Consider the following 17,869-nt stretch of genomic DNA (forward strand, 5'->3'; position numbering starts at 1 on the left):
AACGGGGTGCAATTAGATGAAACAAAGTTTGATGTTTATTCCTACATTAAGAGAAGTCCCGGCTGATGCCGATATTAAAAGCCATCAGCTCCTGCTTAGAGCTGGCTACATCCGCCAGAACACGAGCGGTATATACAGCTATCTGCCGCTCGCCCAGAAAGTTCTTCAAAACATTCAGGACATCGTAAGGGATGAAATGAATAAAGCAGGGGCATCCGAACTTTTGATGCCTGCGATGCAGCAGTCTGAACTTTGGCAGGAGTCTGGAAGATGGTATTCCTACGGTCCGGAGCTAATGAGACTTAAAGACAGACATGGCAGGGAGTTTGCGCTTGGAGCAACGCATGAAGAAGTGATTACAAGTCTTGTAAGAGATGAAGTGAAATCTTATAAAAGACTTCCTCTCGCTCTTTATCAGATCCAGTCAAAATTCAGAGATGAAAAGCGTCCAAGGTTCGGAATTCTGCGAGGCCGTGAATTTATTATGAAGGATGCCTATTCCTTCCACTCCTCCTATGAAAGTCTGGATGAAATGTATGATAAAATGTTTACTGCCTACAGCAATATCTTCGAACGCTGCGGACTTAACTTCCGTGCCGTGATCGCCGATTCAGGGGCAATGGGCGGAAAGGACACACATGAATTTATGGTGCTGTCTGAAGTTGGAGAAGATACAATTGCATACTCCGATCAATCCAGCTTTGCGGCCAATGTAGAGATGGCGCCGGTAACTGCAGAATACACACGTTCCGATGAAACCTGCGGTGAGCTGGAAAAGAAAGAAACACCTTCCCAAAAAACTATTGAGGAAGTTGCCGAATTCTTTGAAGTGGCGAAGGAGAAATGCATTAAATCCCTTCTTTTTAAAGCAGATGATCGATTGGTTCTCGTTCTTTCAAGAGGGGATCATGAAATTAATGATATTAAAGTGAAAAACCTTTTTGATGCACGCAATGTTGAACTGGCGACTCCTGAAGAAACAAAAGAGGCGCTGAACTGCCCAATTGGTTTTATAGGACCAATCGGTGTTCCTGAAGGAATCGAAGTTGTCGCAGATGCTGCAGTAAAAGCAATAGTGAATGGCGTTTGCGGTGCAAACGAAGAAGGTTTCCATTATATATCTGTAGATGCTGAGCGCGATTTGAAGGTTGGCCAATATGCAGACCTGCGCTTCATTCAAGAAGGAGACGCATCTCCAGACGGAAAAGGGACCATTCAGTTTGCCCGCGGAATCGAAGTCGGGCACATTTTTAAATTAGGTACCCGTTATTCTGTCGATATGAATGCCTCCTACCTCGATGAAAATGGACGTTCCCAGCCGATGATTATGGGCTGCTACGGAATTGGAGTTTCCAGAACCCTTGCTGCAATCGTTGAACAGTTCAATGATGAAAACGGAATTGTATGGCCTGAGCAGATCGCTCCCTTTGACCTGCATGTAGTCCCTGCCAATATGAAGTCTGATGCCCAGGTTGCATTGGCTGAAAAAGTATATGCGGATCTTGGAAAGACATACAGCATCCTGTTCGATGACCGGGCCGAGAGAGCGGGAGTGAAGTTTGCTGATTCAGATTTAATCGGACTTCCAATCCGGATTACAGCGGGCAAGCGCGCTGAAGAAAATATCGTTGAATTGAAAGTGCGCAAAACCGGCGAAAAGCTGGATGTTCCAGTGGACGAGCTGGCGGAGACAATTAGCCGTCTGCTAGGAAAATAATTTCAGCTTAAGTAAATTAATTAGGCTATGATAAGCATATTGCTGATATTTGACCATCTGTAGATTGCAGAAAATCAGAAGACAAGCTTATTAAAAAGATAAAAGAGGGTTTGGCTGCTTAGCGGTCAGACCCTTCCATTTTGAGAGGGAAGGAGCGGGAGACTTGGAAGAAAAACTAACTGAACAGCGTAAGAGGTTTCAGCTGCTGCTTCAGCAGCTTCAGATGACGGATGACCTAATTGTTCCTTATTTTGAGCATGCTTCAATAGGGAAACTTACTGTCCATAAGCAGCAAAAAAGATGGCATTTCGATTTTGAGCTATCAAACATTTTACCCTTTGAAGTTTACCAGCTTTTCCATTCTAGTCTTGCTAAGGCGTTCTCTCACATAGCATCCGTCACCTTTTCCATTAAGGTGTCAAATCCGGAAGCCAGTGAAATGCTTCTCCAGGAATACTGGATGGCGGGCCTGAGAGAAATTGAAGGGATTTCGCCTCCTGTTTTATCCCTTCTGTCAGAACAGATTCCAAAATTAACAGGGATGAAGCTGATAATCAGCGCGAGAAATGATACAGAAGCTGCAACGATTAAAAGGAAATACACCGCTCTTATCCAGGAAAGCCTTCAATCCTTTGGTTTTCCGCTCTTTCAAGTTGATACCGAGGTTACGTTTTCCGAAGCGGATCTTCAAAAGTTTAATGAACAAAAGCTACTGGAAGATCAGGAACGCGCACTTGCAGCTTTAACAGAAATGCAGAAGAAAGAAGAAGAGGATCAGGCGGGAGATATTCCATCCGGGCCAATCGTCATCGGGTATCAAATTAAAGACGATGAAGAAGTCGTTCCGATGGAAACGATTGTGGACGAAGAGAGAAGGACAACGATACAAGGGTATGTGTTTGATGCAGAAACAAAAGAATTGAGAAGCGGCCGAACCCTCGCTACAATAAAAATTACCGATTACACGAGCTCCATGCTTGTCAAAATGTTTGCCCGGGATAAAGAAGATGCAGCACTGTTAAATGCCATTAAAAAGGGAATGTGGATTAAAGCAAGAGGAAGCGTGCAAAATGATACATTCGTACGCGATCTTGTCATGATCGCCAATGATATTAATGAAGTTAAGCCTAAGCTGAGAATGGATACAGCTCCAGAAGATGAAAAACGGGTAGAACTTCATCTTCACTCCCCGATGAGTCAAATGGATGCAGTGACCTCCTTCAGCCGGCTGGCAGAGCAGGCAGCAAAATGGGGACACAAAGCAATCGCGATAACAGATCATGCTGTAGCGCAGTCATTTCCGGAAGCCTATTCAGCAGGGAAAAAACACGGTCTGAAGGTTCTTTTTGGAATTGAAGCGAATCTTGTTGATGACGGAGTGCCGATTGCCTATAACGATGATCACCGCCTGCTCGAGGATTCCGTATACGTCGTTTTTGACGTTGAAACAACAGGATTATCAGCTGTTTATGATACAGTGATCGAGCTTGCGGCAGTAAAAATTAAAGGCGGGGAAATCATTGACCGCTTTGAGCGGTTTGCCAATCCTCATCATCCGCTGTCAGCTACAACCATCGATTTGACAGGAATTACCGATGATATGGTTAAAAATGCTCCGGAAGTAAAAGACGTCATGCAGGAGTTTAAAGAGTGGGCAGGAAACGACATTCTTGTCGCGCATAATGCAAGCTTTGATATGGGCTTTCTAAATGTAGCTTATACCCGGCTGCTGGAGGAGGATAAAGCAGCAAATCCTGTAATCGATACGCTCGAGCTTGGACGCTTCTTATATCCTGATCTTAAAAGCCACAGACTGAATACGCTTTGCAAAAAGTTTGATATCGAACTGACCCAGCATCATAGAGCGATTTATGATGCGGAAGCGACGGGTTATCTTTTGCTGAAAATGCTGAAAGATGCTGCGGAAAAGGGAATCCAGTATCATGACCAATTGAACGATAATATGGGGCAGGGGAACGCGTTTCAGCGCTCAAGACCATTCCATGCGACACTTATGGCAAAAGACGAGGTTGGGCTGAAAAATCTCTTTAAGCTTGTATCCTTATCGCATATTCAGTACTTTTACCGCGTACCGCGGATTCCAAGATCTGTCCTTCAAAAGCATCGAGAAGGCATACTCGTAGGATCTGGCTGTGATAAAGGAGAAGTCTTTGAGGGGATGATGCAGAAATCCCCGGAAGAAGTGGAGGAGACAGCTAAGTTTTACGATTACCTTGAAATCCAGCCGCCTGAAGTGTATCAGCATTTAATTGATCTGGAGTATGTCCGGGACAAACAAGCATTACACGAGATTATCACAAAGATAGCCGATCTTGGAGACAAGCTCGGAAAGCCTGTAGCGGCTACCGGCAATGTGCATTACATGAATCCTGAAGATAAAATTTACAGGAAAATTCTAGTCAGTTCTCAAGGCGGAGCGAATCCTCTCAATCGCCATGAACATCCAAATGTTCATTTTAGAACAACCAATGAGATGCTCGAAAGTTTTTCCTTTTTGGGAGAAGAAAGAGCAAAAAAAATTGTTGTGGAAAACTCAAACGCTGTTGCAGATATGATTGAGGATGTAAAGCCGATTAAAGATGACTTGTTCACACCTAAAATTGAAGGCGCGGATGAGGAAATCAGGCAGATGAGCTACGAGATGGCTGAAAGCATTTATGGGACACCCCTGCCTGAGATTGTTGAAGCCAGACTTGAAAAGGAATTAAAAAGCATCATCGGCCACGGTTTTGCCGTTATCTATCTCATTTCACACAAACTGGTTAAAAAATCTCTCGATGACGGATACCTTGTAGGGTCGCGCGGTTCAGTCGGGTCCTCGCTCGTCGCTACGATGACCGAAATTACCGAGGTTAATCCGCTGCCGCCTCATTATGTATGTCCGAAGTGCAAACACTCCGAATTCTTTAATGACGGGTCGGTCGGTTCAGGCTTTGACCTCCCTGATAAAGATTGTGAGAAATGCGGAACAGCATATAGGAAAGACGGGCATGATATCCCATTTGAAACGTTCCTTGGATTTAAAGGAGATAAAGTTCCAGATATCGACTTAAACTTCTCAGGTGAATATCAGCCGAGAGCGCATAACTATACGAAGGTGCTATTCGGGGAAGATAACGTCTTCCGTGCTGGAACAATCGGCACGGTTGCTGAAAAAACGGCTTACGGCTATGTGAAAGGATATGCGGGTGATCATAATCTGAACTTTAGGGGTGCAGAAATTGACCGGCTCGTTCAGGGCTGTACCGGAGTGAAACGGACCACCGGCCAGCATCCCGGGGGAATTATTGTTGTCCCGGACTACATGGACATTTATGATTTCTCGCCTATTCAATTTCCTGCGGATGCAGCGGGATCCGAATGGAAAACCACACACTTTGACTTTCACTCTATCCATGATAATCTGCTCAAGCTTGATATCCTGGGACACGATGATCCAACCGTTATTCGGATGCTGCAGGATCTAAGCGGAATTGATCCGAAGACGATTCCCACGGATGATCCGGAAGTCATGAAAATTTTCAGCGGCACTTCATCTTTGGGCGTAACCGAGGAAGAAATTATGTGTAAGACCGGCACACTGGGTATCCCCGAGTTTGGGACGAAATTTGTGCGTCAGATGCTCGAAGACACCAAACCGACGACTTTCTCTGAGCTTGTTCAAATTTCAGGGCTTTCCCATGGTACGGATGTATGGCTTGGAAATGCACAGGAGCTGATTCATAATAATATCTGCAACTTAAGCGAAGTAATCGGATGCCGGGATGATATTATGGTGTACTTAATTTATCAGGGACTCGAGCCTTCATTTGCCTTCAAGATTATGGAGTCCGTCCGTAAAGGAAAAGGATTGACTCCAGAAATGGTAGAAGAAATGAGAAATAACAATGTACCAAAATGGTATATTGAATCCTGTCTGAAAATTAAATACATGTTCCCGAAAGCCCATGCCGCAGCTTACGTTCTGATGGCTGTAAGAATCGCTTATTTTAAAGTCCATCACGCCCTGCTCTATTATGCTGCATACTTTACAGTAAGAGCAGATGACTTTGATGTTGATGCTATGGCCAGAGGAGCAGCTGCTATAAAAGCGAAACTTGAAGAAATCAGTGCCAAGGGGCTTGAAGCAAGTCCAAAAGAGAAAAACCTTATGACCGTTATGGAGCTGTGCCTGGAAATGTGTGCAAGAGGCTATGCTTTCCAAAAGGTTGATTTATATAAGTCACAAGCGAGTGAATTTGTTATTGAGGGGGAAACATTGATTCCGCCATTCAATGCAATTCCGGGACTTGGAACTAATGCTGCGCTGAATATTGTAAAAGCAAGGGAAGAGGGAGAATTCCTGTCCAAAGAAGATCTTCAGCAAAGGGGCAGGATTTCCAAAACCATTATTGAGTATTTGGATAACCATGGGTGCCTTGAAGCTCTTCCAGATCAAAATCAGCTATCCCTATTTTAACTGGGGCTTAGATTCTTCCTTCATTTGCAATAAAATTCTGGTTATGGTATATTTTTATTGGAAATGCTGCAATAGCAGAGGCAAAGAGAGTGGGGCAACCCACTCTTTCGTTTTGGGTACAGGAACATTTGTTCCATCCCGTTCAACGCTGGTTATTTTCTCCTGCTGCAGTATGTGTGTTTACTTAATGGTTGAACGACTTGATTCCCTGCTGTTATGGCAGGGTTTTTCAACAGCCGCGATTCTGCATTTGCTGTCCTTTCATTTGCATCATTCCGCGGAAGCTCCTATTGCAATAACGGACTCCGCTTTATTGCGTTTACTAACGTATGTAATTGAGCATTAATTAAGTAAGGATAAAGAGTTTTGCAAGGTCCGCACCCCTATTTAAGGTACTTGAAAATGGGGGCAGCGCTTTGTTCCGTTATTGTAAACTTTCCTGGAATTACAAGGAGGAAGAGAATGAGTAAAAAAGTAACAGATACAGTCAGCGAACTAGCCGTTCCAATCCTTGAAGAACTGGATCTGGAATTAGTCGATGTCGAGTACGTAAAAGAAGGAAAAAACTGGTTCCTTCGCGTATTTATTGATTCAGACAAAGGTGTAGATATTGAAGAATGCGGAATGGTGAGCGAGCGGTTGAGCGAGAAACTGGATGCGATTGATCCAATCACTCATAATTACTTTCTCGAGGTTTCTTCTCCCGGAGCAGAACGTCCTTTGAAAAAGGATGCTGACTTCCATAAAGCCGTGGGGAAAAACGTAAATGTGAAAACGTATGAACCGATAGGCGGGGAAAAAGTTTTTGAAGGCATTCTTCAATCCTTTGACGGAGAAAATGTAACTGTATTAATTACCGTAAAAACACGAAAAAAAGAAGTGGTCATTCCATATGATAAAGTGGCCGCTGCAAGATTAGCAGTCTCCTTCAATTTTTAAGTCCATCATTATTTTATCAGTAACCGAACCGCTCTAAAACGGCCGGTGATGATTAAGGGGGAAATAGGAAAAATGAGCAGTGAACTTTTAGATGCCCTTACCATACTTGAGAGAGAAAAAGGGATCAGCAAAGAAATTATTATTGAAGCAATTGAAGCTGCATTAATATCCGCATATAAACGGAACTTTAACCAGGCACAAAATGTGCGTGTCGATTTAAACCGCGATACAGGCACTATGAGGGTATTTGCCCGTAAAGATGTAGTAGACCAGGTATTTGATGCACGATTGGAGATTTCTGAAGGCGAAGCGCAGGCTATTCATCCAAACTACATAGTAGGCGATATTGTTGAAATGGAAGTCACACCGAAAGATTTTGGAAGAATTGCCGCACAGACTGCGAAACAAGTGGTGACACAGCGCGTAAGAGAAGCAGAACGCGGAGTCATTTATTCCGAGTTTATTGACAGGGAAGAAGATATCATGACAGGGATCGTACAGCGCATTGATTCTAAATTTATCTATGTGAGTCTTGGAAAAATCGAAGCTCTGCTGCCTGTTAATGAGCAGATGCCGAATGAACAGTATAAGCCGCATGACCGGATTAAGGTTTTCATCACTAAGGTTGAGAAAACAACAAAAGGTCCTCAGATTTTTGTTTCTAGGACACACCCTGGTCTGCTAAAGCGGTTGTTTGAAATTGAAGTTCCTGAAATTTATGATGGAACGGTGGAAATTAAATCCGTGGCACGAGAAGCGGGAGACCGCTCCAAAATTTCCGTTCACTCAGAAAATCCGGAAGTAGACCCGGTCGGCTCTTGTGTCGGACCAAAAGGGCAGCGTGTTCAGGCGATTGTGAATGAACTTAAAGGCGAGAAAATTGATATTGTACGCTGGTCTAATGATCCCGTTGAATTTGTTGCCAATGCACTTAGTCCTTCCAAAGTGGTTGAAGTAAAGGTAAACGAGGACGATAAAGCAACGACGGTTATCGTACCTGACTACCAGCTTTCCCTGGCAATCGGAAAGCGCGGTCAAAACGCTAGGCTTGCTGCAAAGCTGACTAACTGGAAAATAGACATCAAGAGCGAAACCGACGCAGAAAAGCTTGGTTTACTTAGTGAAACAAAGAATGCGGAAGAGGCTGAGTACGAGTCTGCTGACGATTTTCAAGACGAGTAAGAGGTGAACCGGATGAACCCAGGAAGAAAAATTCCTTTACGCAAATGTGTAGCTACCGGTGAAATGAAACCGAAAAAGGATATGGTCCGTGTGGTCCGTTCTTCTGAAGGTGATGTTTCTGTAGATGCATCCGGCAGAAAAAATGGACGCGGCGCTTATATTACATTGGATAAGGAATCTATTTTACTGGCCAAAAAAAAGAACATTCTATCCAATCAGCTTAAAACAAAAGTAGAAGATGCCATCTATGATGAGCTGATTCAGCTTGCTGAAAGCAAGAATTCATGAATCAGCAACAATGGAAATCTCTGCTTGGATTGGCCTATCGGGCAAGAAAAGTCATTTCCGGTGAAGAACTCGTTATTAAAGAAGTTCGTCAAAGCCGGGCAAAACTGGTTCTGCTCTCAAAAGATGCATCCGACAATACAAGAAAAAAAGTGACGGATAAATGCCGCTCCTATAACACTCCAGTCGTACATGTAGAAAGCCGCTATGAGCTTGGACATGCAATCGGCAAGGATGCAAGAGTAGTAGTAGCAGTGACCGAAAAGGGTTTTGCTGCGAAACTGAAGGACTTGCTCGATTAAATATCTTGGGGGTGAACACATGACAAAAGTGAGAGTATATGAATACGCAAAACAGCACAATGTGTCAAGCAAAGATGTCATTTCCGCATTGAAGGATATCAATGTAGAGGTTTCCAATCACATGGCAATGATCGAGGATGCACATGTAGGGAAACTGAATCAGAAATTCGCTTCAAACAGCAAGCCAAAAAGTCAGGGTACGGCTCCTAAATCAGCCGGGAAGGGGAATGCAGCCATTAATTCTCAATCAAGCGGCGATCAGTCTGCGTCAATGAAAAAAACATCAACCACATCAAATAATCAAAGCCGTCCTTCTTCCGACCAGAGGAAAAACTCCCAGCAGCGCCCAGGGGATAAAAAGGGACCGCAGAGCGGAAGGAATAACAGCATGAACCAAAACAGAAGAAACAATAACAACAGCAGCCAGAAAAAAGGCGGAAACAGAAACAATAATCAGCGCACATTTACACCTCAAGCAGAAAAACCTAAAAAAGAGCTGCCAAGCAAAATTACATTCACAGGTTCATTAACAGTTGGCGAGCTTGCTCAAAAACTTTACAAAGAGCCTTCAGAAATCATCAAAAAACTGTTGACGCTTGGAGTTATGGCTACAATTAATCAGGATCTCGATAAAGATACGATTGAACTGATTGCAGGTGAGTACGGAGTTGAAGTGGAAGAGGAAATCCACTTCGATGTAACTGAATTTGAAGGCTACGATCAAGTAGACAAAGAAGAGGATCATCAAATTCGTCCTCCGGTTGTTACAATTATGGGACACGTTGACCATGGTAAAACAACCCTTCTTGATTCCATCCGCAATACAAAAGTAACAGCAGGCGAAGCCGGAGGAATTACGCAGCACATCGGGGCTTATCAAATTGAAACAAATGGCAAGAAAATCACCTTCCTTGATACTCCGGGACATGCCGCGTTCACAACTATGCGTGCGCGGGGAGCTCAGGTAACGGATATTACCATTCTTGTTGTTGCAGCAGATGACGGTGTCATGCCTCAAACGGTTGAAGCCATCAATCATGCTAAAGCAGCAGAGGTTCCGATTATCGTTGCCGTTAATAAAATGGATAAACCTAGTGCCAATCCTGACCGCGTGATGCAGGAATTAACGGAGCACGGTCTCGTTCCTGAAAGCTGGGGTGGAGAAACAATCTTCGTTCCTGTTTCCGCTCTTAAGGGAGATGGAATTGATGATCTCCTTGAAATGATCCTCCTTGTCAGTGAGGTAGAGGAATTAAAAGCGAACCCTAAGCTTCGTGCGACTGGTACCGTTATTGAAGCACAGCTGGATAAAGGACGCGGATCGGTTGCAACCCTCCTAGTTCAAAATGGTTCATTAAAAGTTGGGGACCCTATAGTTGTCGGTAATACATTCGGGCGTGTACGTGCAATGGTCAATGACCTTGGCCGCCGTGTGAAAGAAGTAGGTCCGTCAGCACCGGTTGAAATCACCGGACTGAATGAAGTGCCGCAAGCAGGCGATCAGTTTATGGTATTTGCTGACGAGAAAAAGGCACGCCAGGTTGGTGAAGCCCGCTCGCAAAAACAGCAGGTTGAACAGCGCAGTGAAAAATCCAAGCTTAGCCTCGATGATCTGTTTGAACAAATTAAACAAGGCGATGTAAAAGATATCAATCTGATTGTTAAGGCCGATGTTCAAGGATCTGTCGAAGCACTTGCTTCTGCTTTACAGAAAATTGAAGTAGAAGGTGTGAAAGTTAAAATTATTCACACCGGAGTTGGAGCGATTACAGAATACGACATCATGCTAGCATCCGCTTCAAATGGTATTGTAATCGGGTTTAACGTGCGTCCGGATGCAAATGCTAAGAGAGCGGCAGATGCTGAAAAAGTCGATATCCGCCTGCACCGCATCATCTATAAAGTAATTGAGGAAATTGAATCCGCAATGAAAGGGATGCTTGATCCTGAATTTGAAGAAAAAATTATCGGTCAGGTTGAAGTGCGCCAAACATTCAAAGTTTCCAAAATTGGTACGATTGCCGGCGGTTATGTAACCGACGGAAAAATCACCCGTGACAGCGGAATGCGCCTAATCCGCGAAGGCATTGTCATTTTTGAAGGTACAGTAGATGTACTGAAACGCTTTAAAGATGATGTGAAGGAAGTTGCTCAAGGCTATGAGTGCGGAATCACCATTAAAGGCTATAATGACATTAAAGAAGGCGACGTTATTGAAGCTTACGTAATGCAGGAAATCGAGCGCAAGTGATTGGATTTGTCCACTGTGAATGGATGATTCATGATTCCTTCTCCCTAAAGGACAAACGGTCTGTCATGAAACGGATTTTAACCCGGGTGAAGCAGCAATATAATGTTGCCGTTTCCGAGTTGGATTATCAGGATTCCTGGCAAAGAGCCAAAATAGGCATTGTAGCCATTTCTACTGATAAAGCCCATACGGAAAAGGAGCTGAACAGGGTTCTTGCCTTTATCGACTCCTTTCCGGAAATAGAAAGAACCTTAACCGTGTATGAATGGTTATAAGGATGGAGTGATTATATGAGTATCAGATCAACACGTGTCGGTGAGCAAATGAAAAAAGAATTGAGCGATATCATCGGACGTAAAATAAAAGATCCAAGAATCGGATTTGTCACCGTAACAGACGTCCGCGTAACAGGGGATTTGCAAATAGCAAAAGTTTATATCTCCGTTCTGGGCGATGAAGAACAGCGCGAAAATACGCTTAAAGGCCTTGCAACAGCTAAAGGCTTTATCCGGTCTGAAATCGGACAGCGGATCCGCCTTAGAAAAACACCAGAAATACAGTTTGAATTCGATGAATCCATTGATTATGGAAATCGTATCGAGACGTTGATCCACGAAATCAATCATTCTGATAAGGAAGATTGACCGGAAAAGGATGGCCTGCACGGAATTCTTTCTCTCTGCAACGATGGAGGCACAGTGCTGTGCCCCTGCAGAGCGGGAATGCCCGTGCAAAGGGCCATCCTTTTTTAATAACTCTCTTTTGAACAACATCTCTTTTGGGTTGTGGGAGCGTAAGGTTTGAAACTCCTGTGTGAGCAGCGGGAAAGGTATGAGCATAGAGACGCATTGCAAGCGTCCAGCAAGGAATGCCGAGCATCCTGGAGCACAAATGAGCCATTCCCAATCCAGAAAAGTATCCGAAAACAGCCTTCAATAATCAAGAAAGCAGGTGCAAAATGGATGGCGTATTACTAGTCCGCAAACCGGCGGGACTCACATCCCATGATTGCGTTTATAAAGCCAGAAAACTGTTCAAGACAAAAAAAGCAGGCCATACAGGAACGCTTGATCCGGATGTTACCGGAGTCCTGCCGATTTGCATGGGCAGAGCGACTAAAATCGTTGAATATTTAACCGCTTCAAGCAAAACGTACGAAGCAGAGGTAACACTCGGTTTTTCAACAACTACTGAAGATGCTTCAGGAGAAGTCGTGCAGAAGGCTGCAGTAGATGAGAAGCCGGAGGATAAATTGATCGATGATCTTCTGAAAGAATTTATTGGAGAAATTGAACAAATACCCCCTATGTATTCTGCAGTTAAAATAAACGGGAAGAAATTATACGAGTATGCAAGGAAGGGAATTGAGGTGGAGCGTCCATCCCGATTGATCACCATCCACTCTATTGAAAGAATATCTCCAATCAGTCAGCAAAATTCAACTGTATCCTTCCGTTTCAGGGTGCACTGCTCCAAAGGCACGTATGTCCGGACTCTTGCTGTGATGATAGGGGAAAAGCTCGGATTGCCCGCCCACATGTCCCATCTGATTCGCACGGCTTCAGGCAAATTTACGCTGGATCAGTGCTTAACCTTTGAAGAGATCGAACAAAAACTTGCTGATGAAACTCTACATTTAATCCCGATTTCCGAGGCGCTCAATCATTTGCCGAAATGGGTGATAAATGATACATTAGCAGAGAAAGTGAAAAATGGCGCGGTGCTGCCGGTCCCTGAAGACCATAAAGATATTGATCCTGAAACGCGTGTTGCCGTTTATGATGAACAGGGTGTATGTCTGGCAATTTATCAGAAGCACCCGGAAAAACCGTCGTTTAAACCGGCAAAAGTACTTTTTATTGACTAATTCATATGATAGCCGGAGCTTCCGGCTTATAAGAAAAGGTGAAGGATTTCGTGCAAACGTTCAAGATCTCGCATCCGCATCAAATAAAGAAATCAGAAATAAGTGAAACGGTCCTGGCGCTGGGCTACTTTGATGGAGTACATAAAGGTCATCAGGCGGTCATTCAGACAGCCCGTGATAAAGCGAATGAAAACGGCTTTAAATGGGGCGTCATGACCTTTCATCCTCATCCTTCCGTTGTCCTGAGAAAACAGCAGATTCCGGAAGCAATTACACCATTAGAAGATAAAATTGAAATGATTGATAAACTTGGCGCAGATTATTTGTTTATAGTGGAGTTCTCAGAAGCTTTTTCAGCGCTTGAGCCTCAGGAATTTATTGATCAGTATATAATCGGACTCAATGTCAAGCATGTTGTTGCAGGTTTTGATTTCAGTTATGGCAAGCTCGGAAAGGGCACAATGGAGTCAATGCCTTTTCACTCCCGGGGGCAATTTGAGCAGACGACGGTTCCAAAGCTTAAGGATTTTGACAGGAAAATCAGTTCAACCTTGATCCGTGAAGTCATAAGGAATGGAAATGTTGAATATGCTTCAAAATTGCTTGGCAGAGCCTATTCGGGTAAAGGTACGGTCATCGATGGAGAGAAACGGGGCAGGACGATTGGGTTCCCGACAGCCAATATAAGCCTGCAGGAAGGGTATATCACTCCTCCGACCGGTGTTTATGCGGTAGCTGTGAGAGTGGACGGCCAGCTTTTAAATGGTGTCTGCAACATTGGATACAAACCGACCTTTCATGAAGAACGATTTCCTAAGCCCAGTGTAGAGGTTCATATCTTTGATTTCAGCAAGGAAATTTATGGGGAGCATGCAGAGATTTACTGGTACAAACGGATAAGGAGCGAGCAAAAATTCAGCTCAGTTCAGGAATTAATCGAACAGATTGCTAAAGACAAGCAGGCTGCTGAAGAATATTTTCTCATGCAATCATAATCCGCTTGCTTTTTATCCTAAATAGTAGTATTCTTATGCTTGTAACTTTTAAACCATTGCTTGGCAAGTCGAGTCACCGACGCTTGCTCGGTAATTGGGGATTATAGAAATTAGGAGGTGAACAGGATGGCTATCACACAAGAACGCAAAAATGATCTGATCAATGAGTACAGAACTCATGATACGGATACTGGATCTCCAGAGGTCCAAATTGCTATCCTTACTGAACAGATTAACACTTTGAACGATCACTTGCGCACACACAAAAAGGACCACCACTCACGTCGCGGTCTATTGAAAATGGTAGGGAAACGCCGTAACTTGCTAACTTACCTGCGTAATAAAGATGTAACTCGTTACCGCGAGTTAATCACAAAGCTGGGATTACGTCGTTAATCTCGAAAAAGCGGGAGCATTCCCGCTTTTTTAATGCAAATGAAAGAAAAGGGAACGCAGAGGAAGTTTTGATGCATGAGCGGCTTCTGCCGCAGCGCAGAACTGTCCATGCTGCGTCTTCCTGATTCTTTTTGTATACAGCTATTTACATATAGACGTATCATTGATATGTTCATATTAATTAGTCCATACTAATAAATAATGTATTTTTCATACATATGAAGAGTTTAGAGAGGAGCACACGCATTTATGGGTCAAGATAAGCATGTCTTTTCCATTGATTGGGCAGGCAGAACGTTAACTGTTGAAGCTGGCCAGCTAGCAAAGCAAGCAAACGGTGCGGTTCTCATTCGTTACGGCGATACAGCTGTTCTAAGTACAGCGACTGCTTCAAAAGAGCCGAAAGCGGTTGATTTCTTTCCGTTGACTGTTAACTACGAAGAGCGTTTATATGCAGTAGGTAAAATCCCCGGAGGATTTATTAAAAGGGAAGGAAGACCGAGCGAAAAAGCGATTTTGGCCAGCCGTCTGATTGACCGCCCAATCCGCCCGCTTTTTGCAGACGGATTCAGAAATGATGTACAAGTCATCAGTATTGTGATGAGCGTAGATCAAAACTGTTCCTCCGAAATGGCTGCGATGTTCGGTTCATCTTTGGCTCTTACGATTTCTGACATTCCGTTTGAGGGCCCGATCGCCGGTGTGACTGTTGGGCGGATTGATAATGAATTTGTTGTAAATCCAACGGTTAAACAAATGGAAAAAAGCGATATCAATCTTGTTGTAGCTGGAACGAAGGATGCAATCAACATGGTTGAAGCAGGAGCAGATGAAGTACCTGAGGAAACCATGCTTGAAGCCATCATGTTTGGTCATGAGGAAATCAAGCGTCTAGTTGCATTCCAGGAAGAAATTGCCTCGCAAATCGCAAAAGAAAAAGTTGCAGTTCAGCTTTATTCTCTTGATGCAGAGATTGAAAAATCCATCCGCGAAGCTGCAGAAGCTGATTTGGTTCAAGCTATTCAAGTACAGGAAAAGCATGCCCGCGAAGATGCGATCCAAGCCGTTAAAACCCGGATAATGGATAGCTACAAAGAGCAGGAAGCTAATGAAGAGACGCTTAAGCAAGCAAGTGAAATCCTTTCTAAAATGGTGAAGGGAGAAGTTCGCCGTTTAATTACCGAAGAAAAAATCCGTCCAGACGGACGCAAGCCGGATGAGATCCGCCCGCTGTCGTCAAGCATAGGACTTCTCTCAAGAACTCATGGTTCCGGACTATTCACCCGCGGCCAAACTCAGGCATTGAGCATCTGTACGCTTGGAGCATTAGGTGATGTTCAAATTCTTGATGGTTTGGGAATTGAAGAGTCTAAACGTTTTATGCATCACTATAACTTCCCATCCTTCTCTGTAGGGGAAACCAGACCGCTAAGAGGGCCGGGACGCCGTGAAATTGGACACGGAGCACTTGGTGAACGTGCGCTTGAACCGATTATTCCATCCGAAAAGGATTTCCCTTATACAATCCGTTTAGTTTCTGAAGTACTTGAGTCCAATGGATCAACTTCACAGGCAAGCATCTGTGCAAGTACACTTGCCATGATGGATGCCGGTGTTCCGATCAAGGCTCCTGTAGCAGGTATTGCAATGGGACTTGTTAAATCCGGAGAACATTACTCTGTATTGACAGACATTCAAGGAATGGAAGATCACCTTGGAGACATGGACTTTAAAGTAGCTGGTACGTCAAAAGGTGTAACAGCACTTCAAATGGATATTAAAATTGAAGGATTATCACGTGAAATCCTCGAAGAAGCTCTTCTTCAGGCTAAAAAAGGCCGGATGGAAATTCTTGAATCGATGCTTGCTACCATCAGCGAACCAAGAAAAGAACTATCTCCTTATGCGCCTAAGATTTTGATGATGTCCATCAATCCGGACAAAATCCGCGATGTTATTGGGCCGAGCGGGAAGCAAATCAACAAAATCATCGAAGAGACTGGCGTTAAAATTGACATTGAACAAGACGGTACAGTCTTCATTTCATCTGTTGACGAGGCAATGAATCAAAAAGCGAAGAGCATTATTGAGGATCTTGTCCGTGAAGTTGAAGTTGGACAAATGTACCTTGGTAAAGTTAAGCGCATTGAAAAATTCGGTGCATTCGTAGAAATATTCAGTGGAAAAGACGGCCTTGTTCACATTTCCGAGCTTGCTGAAGAGCGAATCGGCAAAGTAGAAGACGTGGTTTCCATTGGAGATGAGATTTTGGTCAAGGTCACTGAAATTGACAAACAGGGCCGAGTCAATCTCTCGCGAAAAGCTGTCCTCAAGGAACAAAAAGAGGAACAAAATTCGTAAACCATTGAAGCCAGGCCGCCCTGGCTTCTTTGTCTTTTTACCGGGAAATTCCGGACATTTCGAGCACCCTGTTCTACCTTGTCCCTTTTATACATAGTTTGATACAAAAGGGGGAAAGGTAAATGCGGGGAATCAGAATGAAATTTGCAGTTACGATTTTGCTCATGCTTATCACAGCCGGAGTGATGCAAAATTCTTATATATCCAGTTATGTACTGGAATTAAAGTCTTCAGATATGCAGGCCTCTAAAGCTGTGAGCGGAATCTGCGAAGAAATCGAAAAAAGGGCAATTGAATTTAACGTCCCAGCTAAAGATGCTGAAGTACATACAATTTGGAAAGCTACCCCTGGCTACAATGGACGCAAAGTGGACATAGCTGCATCATGCACTAAAATGAAGGAAATCGGAATGTTCAAAAAAGAGCTGCTTGTATTTGAAGAGCTTGCTCCTAAAGTTCATCTCTCTGATTTGCCTCCATCCCCAATCTATAGAGGAAACCCGGCTAAGCCGATGACTTCTCTGCTAATTAATGTAGCGTGGGGGAATGAGTACCTTCCTGAAATGCTGGACACACTGGATAAACACCATGTGAAGGCAACTTTTTTTCTGGAAGGAAGATGGGCGAAGGAAAATCCAAAGCTTGCTAAAATGATCGCTGAAGCCGGTCATGAAATAGGGAACCATTCCTATACCCATCCGGATATGAAAAGACTTTCTGCCGAAAGTGCAAAAGTACAGCTGCAGCAAACCAACGAGGTCATTGAAGCTGTAACTGACCGGAAAACGAAATGGTTTGCTCCTCCAAGCGGGAGCTTTAGCGAACAGACAGTTCAAATCGCTGAAGCAATGGGGATGAGAACCATTTTATGGAGTGTGGATACAATTGACTGGCAAAATCCTGCACCTGAGCAGCTGATTCAGCGAGTAATGAAAAAGGTTCATCCTGGTGCCATGATTTTGATGCATCCGACTAAGTCATCAGCAGATGCACTAGATCAACTGATTGTGGAGATTAAAGAGAAAAACCTTTCTTTAGGAACTGTAACGAGTTTAATGGATGAATCCAGATCAGAACAGCCGCTTTAATCAGCG

At 43.8% G+C, this 17,869-nt stretch carries 14 protein-coding genes; all 14 read left to right on the forward strand.

What is annotated here, in order from left to right; genetic code table 11:
* The first annotated feature begins 16 nt into the window (after positions 1-16).
* The 14 genes from J9317_RS09625 (at position 17) to J9317_RS09690 (ending at position 17,863) form a co-directional block, all read left to right on the forward strand.
* Positions 17-1,717: a proline--tRNA ligase gene (locus J9317_RS09625; RefSeq protein ID WP_211558147.1), complete on the forward strand. Its 1,701-nt coding sequence runs from the start codon at positions 17-19 to the stop codon at positions 1,715-1,717.
* A 163-nt stretch (positions 1,718-1,880) separates the two neighbouring features.
* Positions 1,881-6,197, forward strand: a complete 4,317-nt coding sequence (locus J9317_RS09630) for a PolC-type DNA polymerase III (protein WP_211558149.1) — start codon at positions 1,881-1,883, stop codon at positions 6,195-6,197.
* A gap of 462 nt (positions 6,198-6,659) precedes the next feature.
* The gene (gene rimP, locus J9317_RS09635; protein ID WP_035411830.1) at positions 6,660-7,136 is read left to right on the forward strand and encodes a ribosome maturation factor RimP; all 477 of its coding nucleotides are present in this window, start codon (positions 6,660-6,662) and stop codon (positions 7,134-7,136) included.
* Positions 7,137-7,208: 72 nt separating this feature from the next.
* Positions 7,209-8,318 carry a transcription termination factor NusA gene (gene nusA / locus J9317_RS09640; protein ID WP_211558152.1) on the forward strand — a complete coding sequence of 370 codons (1,110 nt, stop codon included), beginning with the start codon at positions 7,209-7,211 and terminating at the stop codon, positions 8,316-8,318.
* A gap of 12 nt (positions 8,319-8,330) precedes the next feature.
* On the forward strand, positions 8,331-8,606 hold the full coding sequence (gene rnpM / locus J9317_RS09645) for an RNase P modulator RnpM (protein ID WP_211558154.1): 276 nt from the start codon (positions 8,331-8,333) through the stop codon (positions 8,604-8,606).
* Positions 8,603-8,905, forward strand: coding sequence for a YlxQ family RNA-binding protein (locus J9317_RS09650; RefSeq protein WP_211558156.1), 303 nt, complete (start codon positions 8,603-8,605; stop codon positions 8,903-8,905). The genes rnpM and J9317_RS09650 overlap by 4 nt, the downstream gene beginning before the upstream one ends.
* Positions 8,906-8,924: 19 nt before the next feature.
* The gene (gene infB / locus J9317_RS09655; RefSeq protein WP_211558158.1) at positions 8,925-11,156 is read left to right on the forward strand and encodes a translation initiation factor IF-2; all 2,232 of its coding nucleotides are present in this window, start codon (positions 8,925-8,927) and stop codon (positions 11,154-11,156) included.
* Positions 11,153-11,431, forward strand: coding sequence for a DUF503 domain-containing protein (locus J9317_RS09660; protein ID WP_211558160.1), 279 nt, complete (start codon positions 11,153-11,155; stop codon positions 11,429-11,431). Before infB ends, J9317_RS09660 begins: the two co-directional genes overlap by 4 nt.
* 15 nt (positions 11,432-11,446) lie before the next feature.
* A complete protein-coding gene (rbfA, locus tag J9317_RS09665) occupies positions 11,447-11,800 on the forward strand; it encodes a 30S ribosome-binding factor RbfA (RefSeq protein WP_035411812.1) in 354 nt (117 codons plus the stop codon).
* Between the two features lie 314 nt (positions 11,801-12,114).
* Entirely contained in the window at positions 12,115-13,023 is a 909-nt protein-coding gene (gene truB / locus J9317_RS09670) for a tRNA pseudouridine(55) synthase TruB (protein ID WP_211558163.1), read from the forward strand.
* A gap of 50 nt (positions 13,024-13,073) precedes the next feature.
* On the forward strand, positions 13,074-14,018 hold the full coding sequence (ribF, locus tag J9317_RS09675; protein ID WP_211558165.1) for a bifunctional riboflavin kinase/FAD synthetase: 945 nt from the start codon (positions 13,074-13,076) through the stop codon (positions 14,016-14,018).
* Between the two features lie 126 nt (positions 14,019-14,144).
* Entirely contained in the window at positions 14,145-14,414 is a 270-nt protein-coding gene (gene rpsO / locus J9317_RS09680; protein WP_035411804.1) for a 30S ribosomal protein S15, read from the forward strand.
* A 249-nt stretch (positions 14,415-14,663) separates the two neighbouring features.
* Positions 14,664-16,775 carry a polyribonucleotide nucleotidyltransferase gene (gene pnp, locus J9317_RS09685; RefSeq protein WP_211558166.1) on the forward strand — a complete coding sequence of 704 codons (2,112 nt, stop codon included), beginning with the start codon at positions 14,664-14,666 and terminating at the stop codon, positions 16,773-16,775.
* A gap of 122 nt (positions 16,776-16,897) precedes the next feature.
* Positions 16,898-17,863 (forward strand): polysaccharide deacetylase family protein, encoded by a 966-nt coding sequence (locus J9317_RS09690; RefSeq protein ID WP_249292101.1) that lies wholly within the window; start codon positions 16,898-16,900, stop codon positions 17,861-17,863.
* Positions 17,864-17,869 lie beyond the last annotated feature (6 nt).

The sequence above is a fragment of the Metabacillus flavus genome (assembly GCF_018283675.1).
Taxonomy (GTDB): Bacteria; Bacillota; Bacilli; order Bacillales; family Bacillaceae; genus Metabacillus_B; species Metabacillus_B flavus.